The 15,447-nt window shown below is 67.6% G+C and carries 13 protein-coding genes; 5 read left to right on the forward strand and 8 right to left on the reverse strand.

Translation table 11 applies throughout. From position 1 onward, the window contains the following. Positions 1–9 precede the first annotated feature (9 nt). Positions 10–834 carry an aldo/keto reductase gene (locus EV643_RS01445; protein WP_133798086.1) on the forward strand — a complete coding sequence of 275 codons (825 nt, stop codon included), beginning with the start codon at positions 10–12 and terminating at the stop codon, positions 832–834. Between the two features lie 22 nt (positions 835–856). Here EV643_RS01445 and EV643_RS01450 read toward each other — a convergent pair whose 3' ends face one another. Beyond that, positions 857–1,729, reverse strand: a complete 873-nt coding sequence (locus tag EV643_RS01450; protein ID WP_133798087.1) for a LysR family transcriptional regulator — start codon at positions 1,727–1,729, stop codon at positions 857–859. Between the two features lie 282 nt (positions 1,730–2,011). Here EV643_RS01450 and EV643_RS01455 point away from each other — a divergent pair, with 282 nt between their 5' ends. Continuing rightward, positions 2,012–2,911 carry a LysR family transcriptional regulator gene (locus EV643_RS01455; RefSeq protein WP_133798088.1) on the forward strand — a complete coding sequence of 300 codons (900 nt, stop codon included), beginning with the start codon at positions 2,012–2,014 and terminating at the stop codon, positions 2,909–2,911. Between the two features lies 1 nt (position 2,912). Here EV643_RS01455 and EV643_RS01460 read toward each other — a convergent pair whose 3' ends face one another. The 6 genes from EV643_RS01460 to EV643_RS01485 all read right to left on the reverse strand — a co-directional run bounded on the left by EV643_RS01460 (position 2,913) and on the right by EV643_RS01485 (position 10,312). Continuing rightward, positions 2,913–5,360, reverse strand: coding sequence for an XRE family transcriptional regulator (locus tag EV643_RS01460; RefSeq protein ID WP_133798089.1), 2,448 nt, complete (start codon positions 5,358–5,360; stop codon positions 2,913–2,915). A gap of 103 nt (positions 5,361–5,463) precedes the next feature. After that, positions 5,464–6,267 carry a hypothetical protein gene (locus EV643_RS01465; protein WP_133798090.1) on the reverse strand — a complete coding sequence of 268 codons (804 nt, stop codon included), beginning with the start codon at positions 6,265–6,267 and terminating at the stop codon, positions 5,464–5,466. A gap of 100 nt (positions 6,268–6,367) precedes the next feature. Next, on the reverse strand, positions 6,368–7,135 hold the full coding sequence (locus tag EV643_RS01470) for an SDR family NAD(P)-dependent oxidoreductase (RefSeq protein ID WP_133798091.1): 768 nt from the start codon (positions 7,133–7,135) through the stop codon (positions 6,368–6,370). 63 nt (positions 7,136–7,198) lie between these two features. Further along, on the reverse strand, positions 7,199–8,035 hold the full coding sequence (locus EV643_RS01475; RefSeq protein WP_133798092.1) for a carbohydrate ABC transporter permease: 837 nt from the start codon (positions 8,033–8,035) through the stop codon (positions 7,199–7,201). Beyond that, positions 8,032–9,000: a carbohydrate ABC transporter permease gene (locus tag EV643_RS01480; protein WP_133798093.1), complete on the reverse strand. Its 969-nt coding sequence runs from the start codon at positions 8,998–9,000 to the stop codon at positions 8,032–8,034. The genes EV643_RS01475 and EV643_RS01480 overlap by 4 nt, the downstream gene beginning before the upstream one ends. 4 nt (positions 9,001–9,004) lie before the next feature. Continuing rightward, entirely contained in the window at positions 9,005–10,312 is a 1,308-nt protein-coding gene (locus EV643_RS01485) for an ABC transporter substrate-binding protein (protein ID WP_133798094.1), read from the reverse strand. 187 nt (positions 10,313–10,499) lie between these two features. Between EV643_RS01485 and EV643_RS01490 the strand changes: the two genes are divergently transcribed. From EV643_RS01490 to EV643_RS01500, 3 genes are all read left to right on the forward strand, one after another. Then, positions 10,500–11,201, forward strand: a complete 702-nt coding sequence (locus EV643_RS01490) for a FadR/GntR family transcriptional regulator (RefSeq protein WP_133798095.1) — start codon at positions 10,500–10,502, stop codon at positions 11,199–11,201. Positions 11,202–11,453: 252 nt separating this feature from the next. After that, on the forward strand, positions 11,454–13,433 hold the full coding sequence (locus EV643_RS01495) for a glycosyl hydrolase family 28-related protein (protein WP_133798096.1): 1,980 nt from the start codon (positions 11,454–11,456) through the stop codon (positions 13,431–13,433). Between the two features lie 79 nt (positions 13,434–13,512). Then, complete coding sequence (locus tag EV643_RS01500) at positions 13,513–14,664, forward strand: pyridoxal phosphate-dependent aminotransferase (RefSeq protein ID WP_133798097.1); 1,152 nt, start codon at positions 13,513–13,515, stop codon at positions 14,662–14,664. Between the two features lie 161 nt (positions 14,665–14,825). On the opposite strand, the gene EV643_RS01505 is transcribed toward EV643_RS01500, so the two are convergent. After that, positions 14,826–15,383 carry a hypothetical protein gene (locus EV643_RS01505; protein ID WP_133798098.1) on the reverse strand — a complete coding sequence of 186 codons (558 nt, stop codon included), beginning with the start codon at positions 15,381–15,383 and terminating at the stop codon, positions 14,826–14,828. Positions 15,384–15,447 lie beyond the last annotated feature (64 nt).

Here is a 15,447-nt window from a genome sequence, read left to right on the forward strand (position 1 = left end):
AATGGACAGATGAGCACAGTCCCCACGATCACTCTGGACAACGGCGTCGAGATCCCGCAGCTGGGCCTGGGGGTCTGGCAGATCGAGGACAGCCTCGTCACCGATGTCGTCGCCGAAGCCTTCGACGCCGGCTACCGGCACATCGACACGGCCGCCATCTACCGCAACGAGTCCGGTGTCGGCCGCGCGATCGCGGCCGCCGGGCTGCCGCGCGAGGAGCTGTTCATCACCACCAAGGTGTGGAACAGCGACCAGGGCTACGACTCCACCCTGAAGGCGTTCGACAAGAGCATCGGCAAGCTCGGCCTCGAGTACGTCGACCTGTACCTGATCCACTGGCAGGCGCTGAAGCAGGACCGGTTCGTCGACACGTGGAAGGCCTTCGAGCGCCTGTACGCCGACAAGCGGGTGCGCGCGATCGGCGTGTCCAACTTCCACATCCCGGCGCTGCAGCGGTTGTTCGACGAGACCGGCGTACGGCCGGCGGTCAACCAGATCGAGCTGCACCCGGCGTTGCCGCAGGACGAGTTGCGCGCGTTCAACGCGGAGAACGACATCATCACCGAGGCGTACAGCCCGCTCGCGACCGGCGATCTGATCGGCGATCCGACGCTGAAGCAGCTCGCGGACAAGCACGCCAAGACGCCCGCGCAGGTGATGATCCGCTGGCACCTGCAGCTCGGCAACGTGGTGATCCCGAAGACGAAGACGCCGGCCCGGATCCGGGAGAACATCGAGGTGTTCGACTTCAAGCTGGACAACGAGGACATGGCAGCGATCGCCGACCTCGAGACCGGCATCCGCACCGGCGGCGACCCCGACCACTTCGGCTAGTCCGCCCGCTGACGAATGATCGCTAAGGGCCGGTCAGTTGGAGGAACCGGGTCAGGACGGGTGAGGGGTTGTCCGGCGACCACGCCACGGAGAGTTGCCAAGGTGGTAGGTCGTCGGACAACTCGCGGTACACAACTGCCGCCGGATCGATCGGCGGTGTCGGCGCGATCAGCAACGACACCCCCAGCCCGGCGGCGACCAGCGACACGATCGTCTGCACATCCGCACCGTGTTGCGTGATCCGCGGCGTGAACCCTGCGGCCTTGCAGTAGCTCACGATCGTGTCGAACACCGACGGCCCGCTCGCTCGCGTGTAAAGCACGAAGGTGTCGTCAGCCAGGTCGGCAAGGCGAAGGCGCGACCGTTTGGCGAGCGGGTGACCCGCCGGTAGCGCGGCGACCAGTGGATCGGTGGAGACCACTCGCGAGGCAAGCCCTGGTTCAGCCGCGGGCAACCGGAGCAGGCCGACGTCGATCCGACCGTCGCGCAACTCCTCCGTCTGCCGGATCGTCGTCAGCGTCTCGAGGTCGAGGACCACCTGGGGATACGCCTGCCGGAACGCCCCGAGCAGGCGCGGCAGCACCTCGAAGGTCGCCGACTGGACGAACCGCAACCGCAGTTTGCCCAGCTCGCCTCGCTGCGTCCGCTGCGCGTTCTGGACCGCCTCGTCCGCGCGGCGCAGCAGCTCCGTCGCGTCGGCCCGGAAGCTCTCCCCCGCGGCCGTCAGCACGAACCGCTTCCGCACCCGGGCGAACAGCTCGACGCCGAGGTCCCGTTCGAGCGCCGCGATCTGCCGGCTCAGCGACGGCTGGGTGAGATGCAGCCGGGTCGCCGCCCGGCCGACGTTGAGCTCATCGGCCACCACCACGAACGACTGCAGCTGTCTGAGTTCCATGGCCTAGATCATGCATCAGCCGCATCAACTATGGCCAGAACTTTCATTGGACGCATCAAGGTGCCGGAACCTACGGTCGAAACGACGAAAGGAACCACACCATGTACCTCTTCCCCTACAGCGTCATCGAGAAGGTCGCTCGCGACGCCCAGTCCGCGCTGCCCGACGCCCCGGTCGTCCCCTGGGAGCCATCCCAGCCGCGGCGCCACTTCCCCCGGCTGTCGGTCGGGTTCCGGCGCCTCATTCGATCGGGCGGGACCGAACCGTGCGAAGCTGAGCCCCGTGATCGAAGTGCGAAGGTTGCGCGTACTGCGGGCGCTTGCTGATCACGGCACCGTGACCGCGGCCGCCGAGGTGCTGCACCTGACTCCCTCGGCGGTCTCGCAGCAACTGGCCGCACTGGAGAGCGAGGTCGGCCAGGAACTGCTCGAACGCCGCGGCCGCCGGGTCGCGATCACCTCGGCCGGCCGCCTCCTGCTCACCCACGCCGACACGATTCTCACCGAGGTCGAACGCGCCGAAGAGGCGATGCGACTGCATGCCGACGGCGCCACCGGCGAGATCCGCGTCGCCGCGTTCGCCAGCGCGATCAGCTTGCTCGTGGCCCCTTCCTTGGCCCGGCTCCGCGAGACCACTCCCGGCCTGCGACTCGTCGTACGGGATGCCGAGGGACACCAGGCCGTCACCCAACTCCTCGACGGCGAGGTCGAGCTGGCCGTCGCCGTCGAGCATCGGGGATCACCCGCTCCCGACGACGCCAGGCTGACCCGAATCCCCTTGTACTCCGAGCCTTTCGTCGCCCTGATCCCGCCGGACCATCCGATGACGAAGGCCGACTCGCTCGACCTCACCACCCTCGCCGCCGACGACTGGGTGATGACGTCGGCCGGCAACCCGATCCGGGACGTCGTCCTGCTGGCCTGCGAACAGGCCGGCTTCCAACCGCGGATCGTGCACCACTCGGACGACTTCCGCGCGGTCGCCGCTTTGGTCGCCGCCGGCGCCGGCGTCTCGCTGGTACCACAGCTCGCCCTCCCGGATCCGGGCAAGGCCGTCGTCCGGCAGCTCGAAGCCCCGGTACCGGTCCGCCGGGTGTACGCCGCCACGCGTCCCAGCCGGGCCGACCACCCGCTGATCGCCGCAACCTTGGCCGCCTTGTCAGAGGCAGCTCACCGCCTCTGATCTATTCGCGGTCGCCTGTCTCGTCCAGCAGCTCCCGTACTTCCTTTGCCCGTGGATCGGCCATCCGCTGATAGAGCATGTTCGCTTGCTCCCACTCCTGTCGCGCCTCATCCAGCAGACCCAGCGCCGTCAGGGCGAGGCCCAACTGATGCCGAAGAGCGCCTTCACGATGGTCGGCGGGATAGCGGACGGCGATCTCCAAACCGGCGGTCAACACCTCGCGCGCCTGAGCTTGCTCACCCAAGGCCAACCAGGTGCAGCCGAGTTCCAGCAGGCTGTCCGACTCGATCACCTCGGCCTGGAGGGCACGAGCTTGAGTCAGCGCTTCGGTCAGGACGGAGAGCGCCGCCTCGTACTGCCCGCTCTCCTGCAGCGATCGGCCGATCAAGTTCCGGTGGACGACCGCGCTGACCGGCTTCGAGCGGGCCGACATCAGCGAGATCGCTCGATCGAACGCACTCCGCTGACGGGCCAGATCCCCAAGCCAGCCGGCCAACGCGCCCACCGCCACCAGGCCGCCGACCTCGAAGATGTGCACCTCGAACCGCTCGATGACCGCGAGGGCTTCCTCGGCGAAGGCCAATCCCTCAGCAGCCCTTCCAACCCGCCCCAGGCCGTAACCGACATCGATCAAGGTCGCCGCCAGACTGGTCGGATCTGCCAGCTCGCGGGCCACCGGCAGAGCCAGCCGACGCCAGTACAGCCCTTCCTCATACAGGCCAAGGCCATCGCACAGGGCTCCGGTCCGATACACCAAGGTCCACTCGAGTTTGGTGTCCTTATCGATCGGAAGCCCGACCACCAGGGTCAGCGCCTCCCGAGCCTCGCCGAAACGCACCAGTGTGATCGCCACCCGCCACATGCCCAGCGCCATCCGTACGGCGGCCACCTGGTCTTCGGCACTGCCCGCCGCTAACCCGCGAACCAGCCTGACCACGTTGGGGAGTTCGGCCTCGAGCCACTCGATCACCTGGCTTCGCTCCACCACGTCCTCGGCGTCCGCTGACCAACCACGTCCGTCCGGCGGCCGCCAGGCGTCCCCCGGCGGAGTCAGGTCGTCGTACCGCCAGAGCATGGCGAGATAGCAGTCGAACTCACGCCGGCGTACGTCGGCACGGGCCGACTCGTCCAGTTCGGTCGTGGCGAGCTCCCGCCCGACGTCGCGAACCAGGTCGTGCATCCGGTACTGGTGCAGGGCCGGGTTTTCCAGCAGGTGTACGTCGACCAGGTGCTCGAGCAGGTTTTCGGCCGCTTCCATCGGGAGCTCCAGCACCTTCGCGGCGGCGCGGAGCGGGAACCGATCACCGTCGAAGAGCGCCAGACAGCCGAACGCCTCGGCTGCGGTACGTCGCGCGCCGGCGTACGTGGTGACCGGGACGTCCCTCGCCGGATCGCCGGACGCCAACGCGGCGACCGACAGCATGATGCTCCGCCTGACTCCCACATCCGGTGTCGTGAGCATGTCCAACCGGTCCGCGTCGTCCGCGAGTCGCGCGGCCAATTCCTCGAGCCCACCGGCCCCGTACTCGTGTTGGAGGCGGCTGAGCTGGCCACCCGCGATCCTGATCGCCAGCGGCAGCAGACCGCAGCGGTGTACCACCTGAACCGAGGCTTCCGGCTGCTCGGCCACCAGGTCGTGTCCGACCACCTCACCGAACAACTTGAGCGCTTCGGCCTCGGTCATCACGTCGAGATGCAGATGGTGAACCCCGGGCAGGGCGGAGAGCTCCTGCCGACTGGTGATCACCACGACCGGCCCCGCCGTACCGGGCATCAGCGGCAACACCTGATCGGCGTTCGCGGCATCGTCGAGGAGCAGCACCATCCGTCTGCCGGCCAGGGCGGTCCGATAGCGCGCGGCGAGGACCTGCTGATCGATCGAGGGCCCGGCGGGTGGTACGCCCAAGGTTTGGAGCAGGGCCTGGAGTGCCTCCGCTGCACTCAGTGGTTCGGCGGTTCCGCCTCGGAGGTTCAAGTAGAGCTGGCCGTCCGGGAAGTCGTCGGCGACCAGCTGAGCCGCGTGTACCGCGAGGGTGGTTTTGCCGACTCCACCCATCCCGCCGATCGCGGACACGACCACCGCTGGCGAGACCGCCTGCGGCTCTCGCAGGATCCGCAGCAACTCGTCGAGCCGGTCTGCGCGACCAGTGAAATCGGCGATCGGTGGGGGAAGCTGCCGCGGGATCCCCGGTTCGCCATCGACGCGCCGGGCGGTCTGCCGGAACAGACCGGCGTCGTTCTCAGGCAGCCGCAGCCCATCGATCAACGCCTCGACCGTCTGCACCCGAGGATGCCGCCGGCGTCCACCTTCCAGCGCCCGGATGCCCTCGACACTGAGACCACTCCGCTCGGCGAGCGCCTCCTGGGTCAGACCGGAGCGCTTGCGGAAGCGCCGCAGGAGCTGGGCGACTCCGGCGGCCTCGGCGATGGTTTCATCTGCGCTGGACATGGTGAACCGCGCACAGCGTAAACCGGCCCGGTCCTGGCAAGCGCCGGCTGCCGAGTGTTCGCGTCTCCTCAGGGCCGGCGAGCGCCGGCCACCTCGCGGGTGCTCAGGGCAGGTGGGTGGCGGCGGTGCGGGTGATGCGTTCGAAGTTGGCGGGCTTCACGCCTGGGCCCATTTCGCGGAAGGCAAGGACGGAGACGACGAGGCCCTTGCGGGTGACCGCGTACGGGAAGCCGCCGTCTTCGCTGCCCGGGTCGGACGGAAGCGGGTAGTCGTACCAGCGGAGGATGGTGGTGGCGTCCCCGAGAGCGATGGTGCGGTTCTCGGTCAGCTTCCTCGCGTGGGTCGGCGCGGGACGGGCCGCCTTGCAGGACTTGATGGTGGCGACAATGTTGTCGTACGCCGCGGTGGCGGTGCGGGCGTCGGCGTACCGGGTGAGCCACTGTCCGCCGGACGCGTCGAGGCCGTTGGCGAAGTTGCGGCTGAGTGCACCGAGGACGTTGTCGCCGCGGGTCGAGGAGCGGCCGCAGATCGGCGTACTGGCAGCGCCGTCGGTGGCGGCCCAGTCGCGTTTGGGGTCGGCCTTGGCGAGTTCGCCGCCGGTGAGCAGCATCGACGGGGTCAGCCGGCGAGGCTTGGCCGGGGTCGGCGTCTCGACCGGCGGCTGGGTCGGCTTGGTGCTCGGCGTACCGGTCGGCGTCGGGGTCGCGCTGGGGGTCTGGGTGGGAGCGAGCGTGCTAGGCGTGCCGCCGGTCGGGGTCGAGGTGGGCGAGGCCGGCGTACTGGGTGGCGGTGTCGTGGTGCCGCCGCCCGCGTCGGAGTCGTTGCCACAGGCCACCAGAAGCAGACCCATCGTCGCCAGACCAGCCGCGGCCAACGGCCGAGTACTGCCCCATCCCCGTGTGAACATGTCCGCCAACCTTCTGCTCGTAGATCCGTCGCTTGATGGACGCTAGCGAGCCGGCTTTGGTTGGTCCGGGATTTGAGCCGTGTCTTGGGTCAGGCCTGGGTCAGGCGCGACGGCGGCCGTCGAGGCCGATGGTGGAGACGCGGGCGATCAGGGTGCGGGGGATGTAGCGGGCGGCGAACGAGATGGCCTTGTACCGCCAGGTCGGGATCGAGATCGGCTTGCCGCGCATCAGGTCGGCCCAGGCGGCGTCGACCATTTCGGTCGCGTCCAGCCACATGAACGACGGGATGATCGTCTTGTCCAGGTCCATCCGGGTGTGGAACTCGGTGTGCACGAATCCCGGGCAGAGCGCCATCACGGCGACCCCCTTGGCGTGCAGCTCGACCGCGAGTCCGGACGAGAAGTTGGTCACCCACGACTTGTGCGCGCTGTACGTCCCGCGCGGTACGAAACCGGCGATCGAGGACACGTTCACCACCGCACCCGATCCGCGCTCGATCATCGGCAGCACCGCCGCGTGCGTCAGCCGGAGTACCACCCGGACCAGCAGGTCGAGCTGCTTCTCCTCCTGCTCGACCGGATTCGCCCAGAACGGCTTCTTCTGCCCGAAACCCGCGTTGTTCACCAGTACTTCGATCGGCCCGGTCCGGAACCGCTCCTCCACCACGGCAAGCTGCTCCGGCTCGGTCAGGTCCGCAGGCAGCACCTCACACGCCACCCCGTGCAACCTGGTGAGTTCGGTCGCGACCTCCTTCAGCCGCGCCTCGTCCCGCGCCACCAGCACCAGGTCGTACCCCTCCCGCGCGAGCTTCTCCGCGAACGCCCGCCCGATCCCCACACTGGCCCCGGTCACCAACGCAGTCGCCACAGTTCCTGTCCTCCCGTCGCCGCCTCCCCCAGTCTGTCACCCTGGGCGGCCGGAGGCGGTTGGTCACTCCTTCACGGCACCCGCGGTGAGTCCCTGGACGATGTAGCGGCTGGCGAAGGCGAACAGGATCATCGTGGGGACGATGGACAGTACGGCGGCGGCCGACATCGAACCCCAGTCGATGTTGAAGCTGGAGATGAAGCCGTTCAGCGCCGCGGGGACGGTCTTGTTGCTGTCGCTGTTGAGCAGCGTCACGGACAGGAAGAGCTCGTTCCAGCAGTTGACGAAGTTGAAGATGTACGACGCGGCGATGCCGGGCGTCATCACCGGGACGAGGACCCGGAACAGCGCCGACAACCGCGAGCAGCCGTCCACCATCGCGGCCTCCTCGAGTGACGCGGGGACGTTCTCGAAGAACCCGCGCAACATCACCGTGCAGAGCGGGATCGACACCGCGACGTACACGAGCACCAGACCCCACCGGCTGTCGACCAGGTACATCCTCGTCATCAGGATGTAGAGCGACCCGAGCGCGATGAACCCCGGGATCATCTGGGTGACCAGGAACGCCCCCATCACCGCGCCCTTGGAGACGAACTCGAACCGCGCCAGCACGTACGCCGCGAGCAGCGACACCACCGTCGCAAGGGCAGCCGCGACCGTCGACACGATCAGGCTGTTGCCGAGGTAGATCGCGAAGTTCGACTGCTCGAACAGGCCCTGGTAGTTGGCCAGCGAGAACTGCGTCGGCCAGTACCGCAGCGGATACGCGAAGATCGTGCCCGGATCCTTGAAGGACGTAACCAGGATCCAGTAGAGCGGGAACAGGGTGAAGACCAGGCAGAGCCCCAGACCGGTGATTCGCGCGATCCGGCCGGCCAGGCTGTAATCGTTGATCATCGCATCGCCTTCTTCGGCCGGACCGCGAGCAGGTAGAAGATCGCGAACAGCAGCAGCACGAACACGACCATCACGCCCATCGCCGAGGCGCGGCCGTAGTCGCCCTCCTGGGTCACCTGGATCATGTACGACGTGACGATGTGCGTCTCGTTCGCGGGACCGCCACCGGTCATCCCGAAGATCAGTTCGGGCGAGTTGAAGATCCAGATCACCCGCAACAGCACGGTCAGCGCGAGCGTCGTACGGATCGACGGGATCGTGATGGAGAACAGGGTCCGCACCTTGCCGGCCCCGTCGATCGCGGACGCCTCGTACAACTCGTGCGGCACCGACTGGAGCGCGGCCAGGATCATGATCGCGAAGAACGTCACGCCGTACCAGACGTTCGCGACGATCACCGCGAACATCGCGTACTTCGCGTCCGCGAGCCACGGCACCGGGGTGTCGATCAGGTTCGCCTTCATCAGCAGGTCGTTGACCACGCCGAACTCGCCGTTGAACATCCAGCGGAACAGGATCCCGATCAGGAACCCGGAAACCGCCCAGGGGAAGAACACCAGCGCCTGGTACGCCCCGCGGAACCGGAACCTCCGCCGCAACCACAGCGCCATCGTGAAGCCGATCAGGAACTGCGGCACCAGCGACCCGACTACCCAGACGACCGAGTTCCGCACTGTGCCGCGGAACATCTCGTCGTCCAGCAGGGTGCGGAAGTTCTGCAACCCGACCCAAGACGTGTCGGACAGGTCGTTCAGGTTGTAGTTGCGGAACGCCATCTGGATGCCGCTCAGCAACGGGTAGTAGGTGAACAACCCGACGAACACGATCGCGGGCAGCATGAACGCGAGCAGCACCAACGCCGTCCGCCCGGTGAAGGGCCGTCGCCCTCCGACCGGCCGCGGCCTGGGGTTCGGCGTACTGCGTCCGCCCGTGGCCGTCGGCCGGTCTGTGTCGGTCACTGACATGTGCTCAGTTCCCGGCCCACTTCTTCGTCCAGTACTCGTCCCAGCTCTTCAGGATCTCCGCGGGCTGCGCCTTACCGGTGATGAGCTTCTGTACGTCGGCGTCCGACTTGTTGCCCCACTCGGTCGACCACGCCACACCGCGCGGCTGGGTGACCACGATGTAGGTGTCCGGCGACGAGTTCATCGCGACGTACGACGCCCACGGGCCGTCCTTGAAGAACGGGTCGTCAGCGGCGGACTTCAGGATCGGGACCAGGCTGTTCTCCTTGGAGAACGTCATCGCCGCGTCGCCCGAGGTGAGGAACTTGACCAGCTTCACCGCCGCTTCTTTGTTCTTGCTGCCCTCGGCGACACCCCAGCCCGCGTTCGCCAGGGGTTGCGCCGCCTTGCCGGTCGGGCCGACGGGAAGCGGCGCGGTGTCCCACTGGTCTTCCTTGATCGTCTTCGACTCGCGGACCGTGGCGATCACCTCGGGGTCCTGCAGCAGGAACCCGGTGGTGCCGGAGGTGAAGCCCTGCACCATCTCCGGGTAGCCCCAGCTGACCGACGACTTCGGGGAGGCGTTCTTGAACAGGTCGAGGTACAGGTTGAGCGCGTCGACGGCCTTGGGCGAGGAGAAGATCGTCTTGCCGCTGGTCAGCTTGAACGCGTTGTCCCGGTTGATCTCGTCGATCACGTAGCCGGAGATGATCGCGACCGCGTTGCCGCCGGCACCGAGTCCGCCGCGGAACGAGTAGCCGTACCGGTTCTTCGACGGGTCGTTGATCTTCGTCGCCTGCTCGACCATCTCGGCCCAGCTCTTCGGCGGACCGCTGTACCCGGCCTGCTGGACCAGGTCCTTGCGGTAGAACAGCGACAGCCCGTAGAAGCCGTACGGGACCATGTACGACTTGCCGCCCTGCTGGGTCACCTTGAGGGCGTTCGGGGTGAGCGCTTCGAGGCCGTCCCAGCCCTTCAGGTCGGGAGCCATGTCGTAGATCCACTTGTTCGTCGAGAACGGTCCGACGGTGGTGTCGCGGACCTCCAGCACGTCCACGCCCTGGCCGGACTGGAGCATCTGCTGGATCTTCTGGTCCGCCTGGTTCGTCGGCGGTGAGATGAGCTGGACCTTGATGCCGGAGTTCTTCGCCTCGAAGTCGGCGATCAGCTTCTTCAGCAACGTGGTCCGGGTCGGGTTGGTCAGACTCTCGACCATCTGCAGCCGGACCTCGCCGTCGGCCTTCTCGGCCGGACCCGGACCGCAGGCGGTCACTACCAGCGTGGCCGCGGCCAGGACCGCAGCGATTGGTGCGAGCATCTGTCGGTGACGCATCGGCACTTCTCCTCAGGGGATGTGGGCCAGGGGGACGATGCCAGGGGGACTTCGTTCTGACATCAGATGAGTTGGGCGCCTGTTTCCGGAACATTAGCCAGTTTTGCGCTGAGTCGACAAGGACTTGGTGGATATGTGACCGTAAGTGGTCTGAGGACTTAGGGTTACTCGGAAGAGGAGGTGCGGTATGGCAGCCACCGACAAGGCGCTGACCGGCCTGCGGCAGATGATCGCGTCCGGCGCACTCGGGCCGGGCGCGAAGTTCCCGCCGGAGCCGGAGCTGTGCGACCACCTCGGCGTGTCCCGGAGCTCGCTGCGGGAGGCGGTCCGTTCGCTCGCGGCACTCGGCGTGATCGAGTCCCGGCACGGCTCCGGCACCTACGTCTCGGCGCTGGACCCGGCCGAGATCATCAGCCGGTTCTCCCTGTCGGTCGAGCTGATCCCGCTCGAAGGCGTGCTGCAACTGATGGAGGTACGCCGGATCCTCGAGTCGCACGCGACCGCCGCGGCCGCCGCCCGCCAGGACCCGGACCTGGCGGACCAGCTCGGCGAGATCCTCGACCAACTGGAGGCGACCACCGACGCGGCCGACATCCAGAAACTGGACGCCGCGTTCCACGGCGCGATCTGCACGGCCGGCGGCAACCCGACCGTCACCGCACTCACCGGCGTGATCCGCGGCCGCGGCGGCCACTACCGGATCTTCGAACCGGGCGAGGACTTCGAGGCGATCAAACAGACCAGCGACCGCGGCCACCGCGCCATCCTCGCCGCCATCACCAACCGCGACCCGGCCGCCGCCGCAACCGCCGCCTCCGCCCACATAGCCCAAACCGAACTCTGGCTCCGAGCCCTCCGCCCCGACCCCCAGGTAGCCCTCCCAGACTGACCTGGCGCCCCGGGCCCGGACCGCCACGCCATCACAATCGCCGCCAGCGCAACGCGCTCCCGCTCGGCGCGGCCCCGGGCTCGCACCTTTGATGGTGTGGCGGTCCGCCCACCGCCAACCCGCGCTTCACCTGTGCCCGATTCTTTCTCTCCCCTGTCGAGATCTTGCAGTGGATCGTCGGTCTGCGTATCGTCCGCTGCCAAGCGGACCTGCCTACCCTGAGGCGGCCGTGATCCCGAGGGGGATGTCGCCGTGCACCGGATTCCCTTGCCCCGTCACCGCCGGAACGCCCTGGCCGGCGCCCTGATCGGCGCTCTGCTCGCCACGCCCGCGCTGACCGCGACCGCCACCAACCCTCCTCGACCGGCACCGAAGGTCACCCGGGCCGGTCTTGATCCCGCACTCGTCGAGGGGCGTGGTGCGACCGTCGCGTTCGTCGAGCAGGAGGCCGAGAACGCGTTCACCACCGGCGAGAAGATCGGCCCGAGTCGCGAGGCCTACACCTTGCCCGCCGAGGCTTCCGGGCGCACCGCAGTACGGCTGACTCCTGGGCAGTACGTCGAGTTCACCCTGACCCGGCCGGCGAACGCGCTCACCTTGCGCTACAGCATCCCGGACACGCCCACCGGCGGTGGAATGCGCGCACCCCTCGACGTCACGGTCAACGGCAAACGCAAGCAGACGATGACCCTGACCTCGGAGTACGCCTGGCTCTACGGCATGTATCCGTTCTCCAACGACCCGAACGTCGACCCCATCCCCGGTTGGTGGAAGCCCGAACCCGACCCGGTCGCCAAACCGTTCCGGCCGAACCACTTCTACGACGAGCAGCGGTCGATGCTCGGCAAGACGTACCAGGCCGGCGACCGGGTGCGGTTCGCCGTACCGCGGACCACGCCGGCCGCGTGGTACGTGCTCGACCTCGCCGACTTCGAGCTCGTCGGCGCACCCGTGAAGCAGCCGCCGAAGTCCTTGTCCGTCAGGCTTTTCGGCGCCGATCCGACCGGCCGGTACGACGCGGCGCCGGCGATGGAGCGGACCATCGCGGTCGCGAAGAGACTCGGCTGGTCGGTCTTCATCCCGCCCGGCACGTACCAGGTGAACCGGCACATCATCGTCGACCGCATCACCATCCGCGGCGCCGGCAACTGGTGGACGACCATCAAGGGATCGGTCCTCCCGCTGCCCGAACCGGCGCCGGACAAGTCCGTCCACAGCGCGCCCGGGTTCTACGGCAAGTACGCGGCCGACGGCGGCAGCACCAAGGTGCACCTGGCCGACTTCGCGATCGAGAGTGACGTGCGCGAGCGGATCGACACCGACCAGGTGAACGGCATCGGCGGGGCGATCGGCGGCGGCTCGATCATCGAGAACCTGTACATCCATCACACCAAGGTCGGGATCTGGCTCGACGGCCCGATGGACGGCCTGCTGATCCGCAACTCGATCATCGTCGACCAGGTCGCGGACGCGATCAATCTCCATCTCGGTGTCTCGAACGTCCGCGCGACCAACAACTTCATCCGCAACACCGGCGACGACGGCCTCGCGATGTGGTCCGAGTCGAACGCCGAGGGCCTGGTCAACCACGACAACGTCTACGACCACAACACCGTCCAGACGCCGGTGCTCGCGAACAACATCGCGATCTACGGCGGCCGCGACAACGCCGTCACGGACAACCTCGTCGCCGACCCGATCCGTGAGGGCTCGACGCTGCACGCCGGCTCACGATTCAACGCGACGCCGTTCGAAGGGACACTGGCCTTCGCCCGGAACACGACCGTCCGAGGTGGTCCGCGGGATCTCAACTGGAACCTCGGGCTGGGCGCGATCTGGCTCTATGCGTTGCAGGCCGACATGGCCGGTCAGATCGAGATCACCGACAGCGCGTTCCTGGACTCGACGTACAACGCGTTCATGTTCGTGGTCGACTGGCCGGTGAAGGACGACTACGGGATCACGAACGTTGCCGTGCGCAACGTCCGCGTGGACGGTACGGGTACGAATGTGGTGAACGCCCGCGTCGGCGGCTGGGCCACCTTCGAGAACGTGGACGCCCGTCATGTGGGTGCACCGTTCGTCAACAACTGCGGCACCTTCCACTTCAACGGCCCACCCGAGTTCGACGTACGCCTCCTTGACGGCAACGACGGCGGCTGGACCAACGCCACCTGGTGCGAAGACCGCCCACCCGTCGTACCCCCACCCCCACCTTCCCCTTGGAACTAGTCCCGTACGACGCACCGCGCGCGGCTGCTGGAGTGGACGTCTCGGCCGGGATCCTGCTTCGCGGGGTTAGGGTCGGGGCATGCGCGAACACGCTCAGCGGCTGACCGGACTCGGGACGACCATCTTCGCCGAGATGTCCGCCCTCGCGGCGCGGACCGGCTCGGTCAACCTCGGCCAGGGATTCCCCGACACCGACGGCCCCGACTCTCTGCTCGAGGACGCCATCGCCGCCATCCGCGCCGGCGCGAACCAGTACGCGCCCGGCCGCGGCGTCCCCACCCTCCGCCAGGCAATCGTCGACCACCAGAAGCGGTTCTACGGCCTGGAGTACGACCCCGACACCGAGGTCCTCGTCACCACCGGCGCCACCGAGGCGATCGCCGCCGCCTTGCTCGCGTACGTCGAACCGGGTGACGAGGTCATCGCCCTCGAGCCGTACTACGACTCCTACGCCGCGGGCATCGCGATGGCCGGCGGTCACCGGGTCCCGGTCACGCTCCGCGCCCCCGACTACCGCCTCGACCTCGACGAACTCCGCGCCGCCGTCACCCCGCGCACCAAGGTCCTGCTGATCAACTCCCCGCACAACCCGACCGGCTCCGTCCTCACCGACCCCGAACTCCGCGGCATCGCCGGCCTCGCGATCGAACACGACCTGGTCGTCATCACCGACGAGGTGTACGAGCACCTGATCTACGACGAACTCCAGCACCACCCGCTCGCGTCGTACGACGGCATGGCGGACCGAACGGTCTCCATCAGCAGCGCGGGCAAGACCTTCTCCGTCACCGGCTGGAAGATCGGCTGGATCACCGGCTCCCCGTCGGTGGTCACCGCGGTGAACACCGCGAAGCAGTTCCTCACCTTCACCTCCGGCGCCCCCTTCCAGCCCGCCGTCGCCAATGCACTTGCCCTAGGCAACGAGTACTTCGACGCGCTGCGCGCCGACCTGCAGGCCCGCCGCGACCTCCTCTGCGACGGCCTCGAATCCCTCGGCTTCGAAGTCCACCGCCCCCAGGGCACCTACTTCGTCACCACCGATGTCCGCCCCCTCGGCTACACCGACGGCATCGACTTCTGCCGCATGCTCCCCGACCGCGCCGGCGTAGTAGCCATCCCCCACCAAGTCTTCTACGACAACACCGAATCGGGCCGCCCCCTGGTCCGCTGGGCCTTCTGCAAACAACCGCACATCCTCCAAGAAGCCCTAACCCGCCTAACCCAACTCTGACCCTCGGGCCAAGGGCATCTCAGGGCAACCTGGGGCAGTTCCCCCAACAGGCATGACGCCGAGCAAACTCTGTGCAAGAATCGAGACAGCTCACCAGGTGCTGCTTGGAGAGAAGTGAAGCTGGGATTCCCGCCGGATGACGGGGCCCAGCTTTCGCGCTTTCAGCGGACAATCACACGATGTATGGTGACGATCTCGGACATCGCCAGCAACCAGCGCGGCTCGCCGAGCGCGGCTGAGGTCGCTGCCCCTGCCACCACATCCGGGAGCCACAGCATCGATTCCTGCAACGGCCGGGCGAAGTCGATCGGCAGCTCGCGCGAGATAAGGCCTTTGCCACGGGCACTGTCGACCAGTCGCCGATCGCGTTGATCCTGCGCCGGCGCACGCGACTCCAGCCACACACGGCTGACTCCGAACTGGTCGAGCTCGTAGAGCAGCAGTTCCAGGCAGCATCGGCGAGCCCGCTCTTGTTTCAACCTGTGCACGGGAGCCCCGACGACCACGATCGCGGCGATGTCCAGCGCGGCAGCCGCCTGGGCGATCTGGTCGCGTCGTTTGTCGGATTCGGCGTTCCAGTGCAGCCGCACGACTCCCTTGCCGGTAAGCGCCTTGAGGTCCTCCCTGAGACGCTCGAGATCGGCGGCATCAGCCACGACGGCAGCCAACGTATAGCTACCCGGCAGAAGCCCGTCGCCGACGATGACGGACTCATCCACCCAGGCGAACAAGGTGAAGTCAGCGGGTTTTGTTCTTCGCACCAACGGATTGTGCAGGCAGCTG

Origin of the sequence: Kribbella caucasensis (assembly GCF_004361855.1) — a bacterium.
Lineage (GTDB): Bacteria > Actinomycetota > Actinomycetes > Propionibacteriales > Kribbellaceae > Kribbella > Kribbella caucasensis.

Coding starts and splice junctions, on each gene's coding strand:
- EV643_RS01460 (WP_133798089.1), bottom strand. CDS start 5,360: ATGTCCAGCGCAGATGAAACCATCGCCGAGGCCGCCGGAGTCGCCCAG.
- EV643_RS01445 (WP_133798086.1), top strand. CDS start 10: ATGAGCACAGTCCCCACGATCACTCTGGACAACGGCGTCGAGATCCCG.
- EV643_RS01490 (WP_133798095.1), top strand. CDS start 10,500: ATGGCAGCCACCGACAAGGCGCTGACCGGCCTGCGGCAGATGATCGCG.
- EV643_RS01500 (WP_133798097.1), top strand. CDS start 13,513: ATGCGCGAACACGCTCAGCGGCTGACCGGACTCGGGACGACCATCTTC.
- EV643_RS01475 (WP_133798092.1), bottom strand. CDS start 8,035: ATGATCAACGATTACAGCCTGGCCGGCCGGATCGCGCGAATCACCGGT.
- EV643_RS01480 (WP_133798093.1), bottom strand. CDS start 9,000: ATGTCAGTGACCGACACAGACCGGCCGACGGCCACGGGCGGACGCAGT.
- EV643_RS01450 (WP_133798087.1), bottom strand. CDS start 1,729: ATGGAACTCAGACAGCTGCAGTCGTTCGTGGTGGTGGCCGATGAGCTC.
- EV643_RS01465 (WP_133798090.1), bottom strand. CDS start 6,267: ATGTTCACACGGGGATGGGGCAGTACTCGGCCGTTGGCCGCGGCTGGT.
- EV643_RS01485 (WP_133798094.1), bottom strand. CDS start 10,312: ATGCGTCACCGACAGATGCTCGCACCAATCGCTGCGGTCCTGGCCGCG.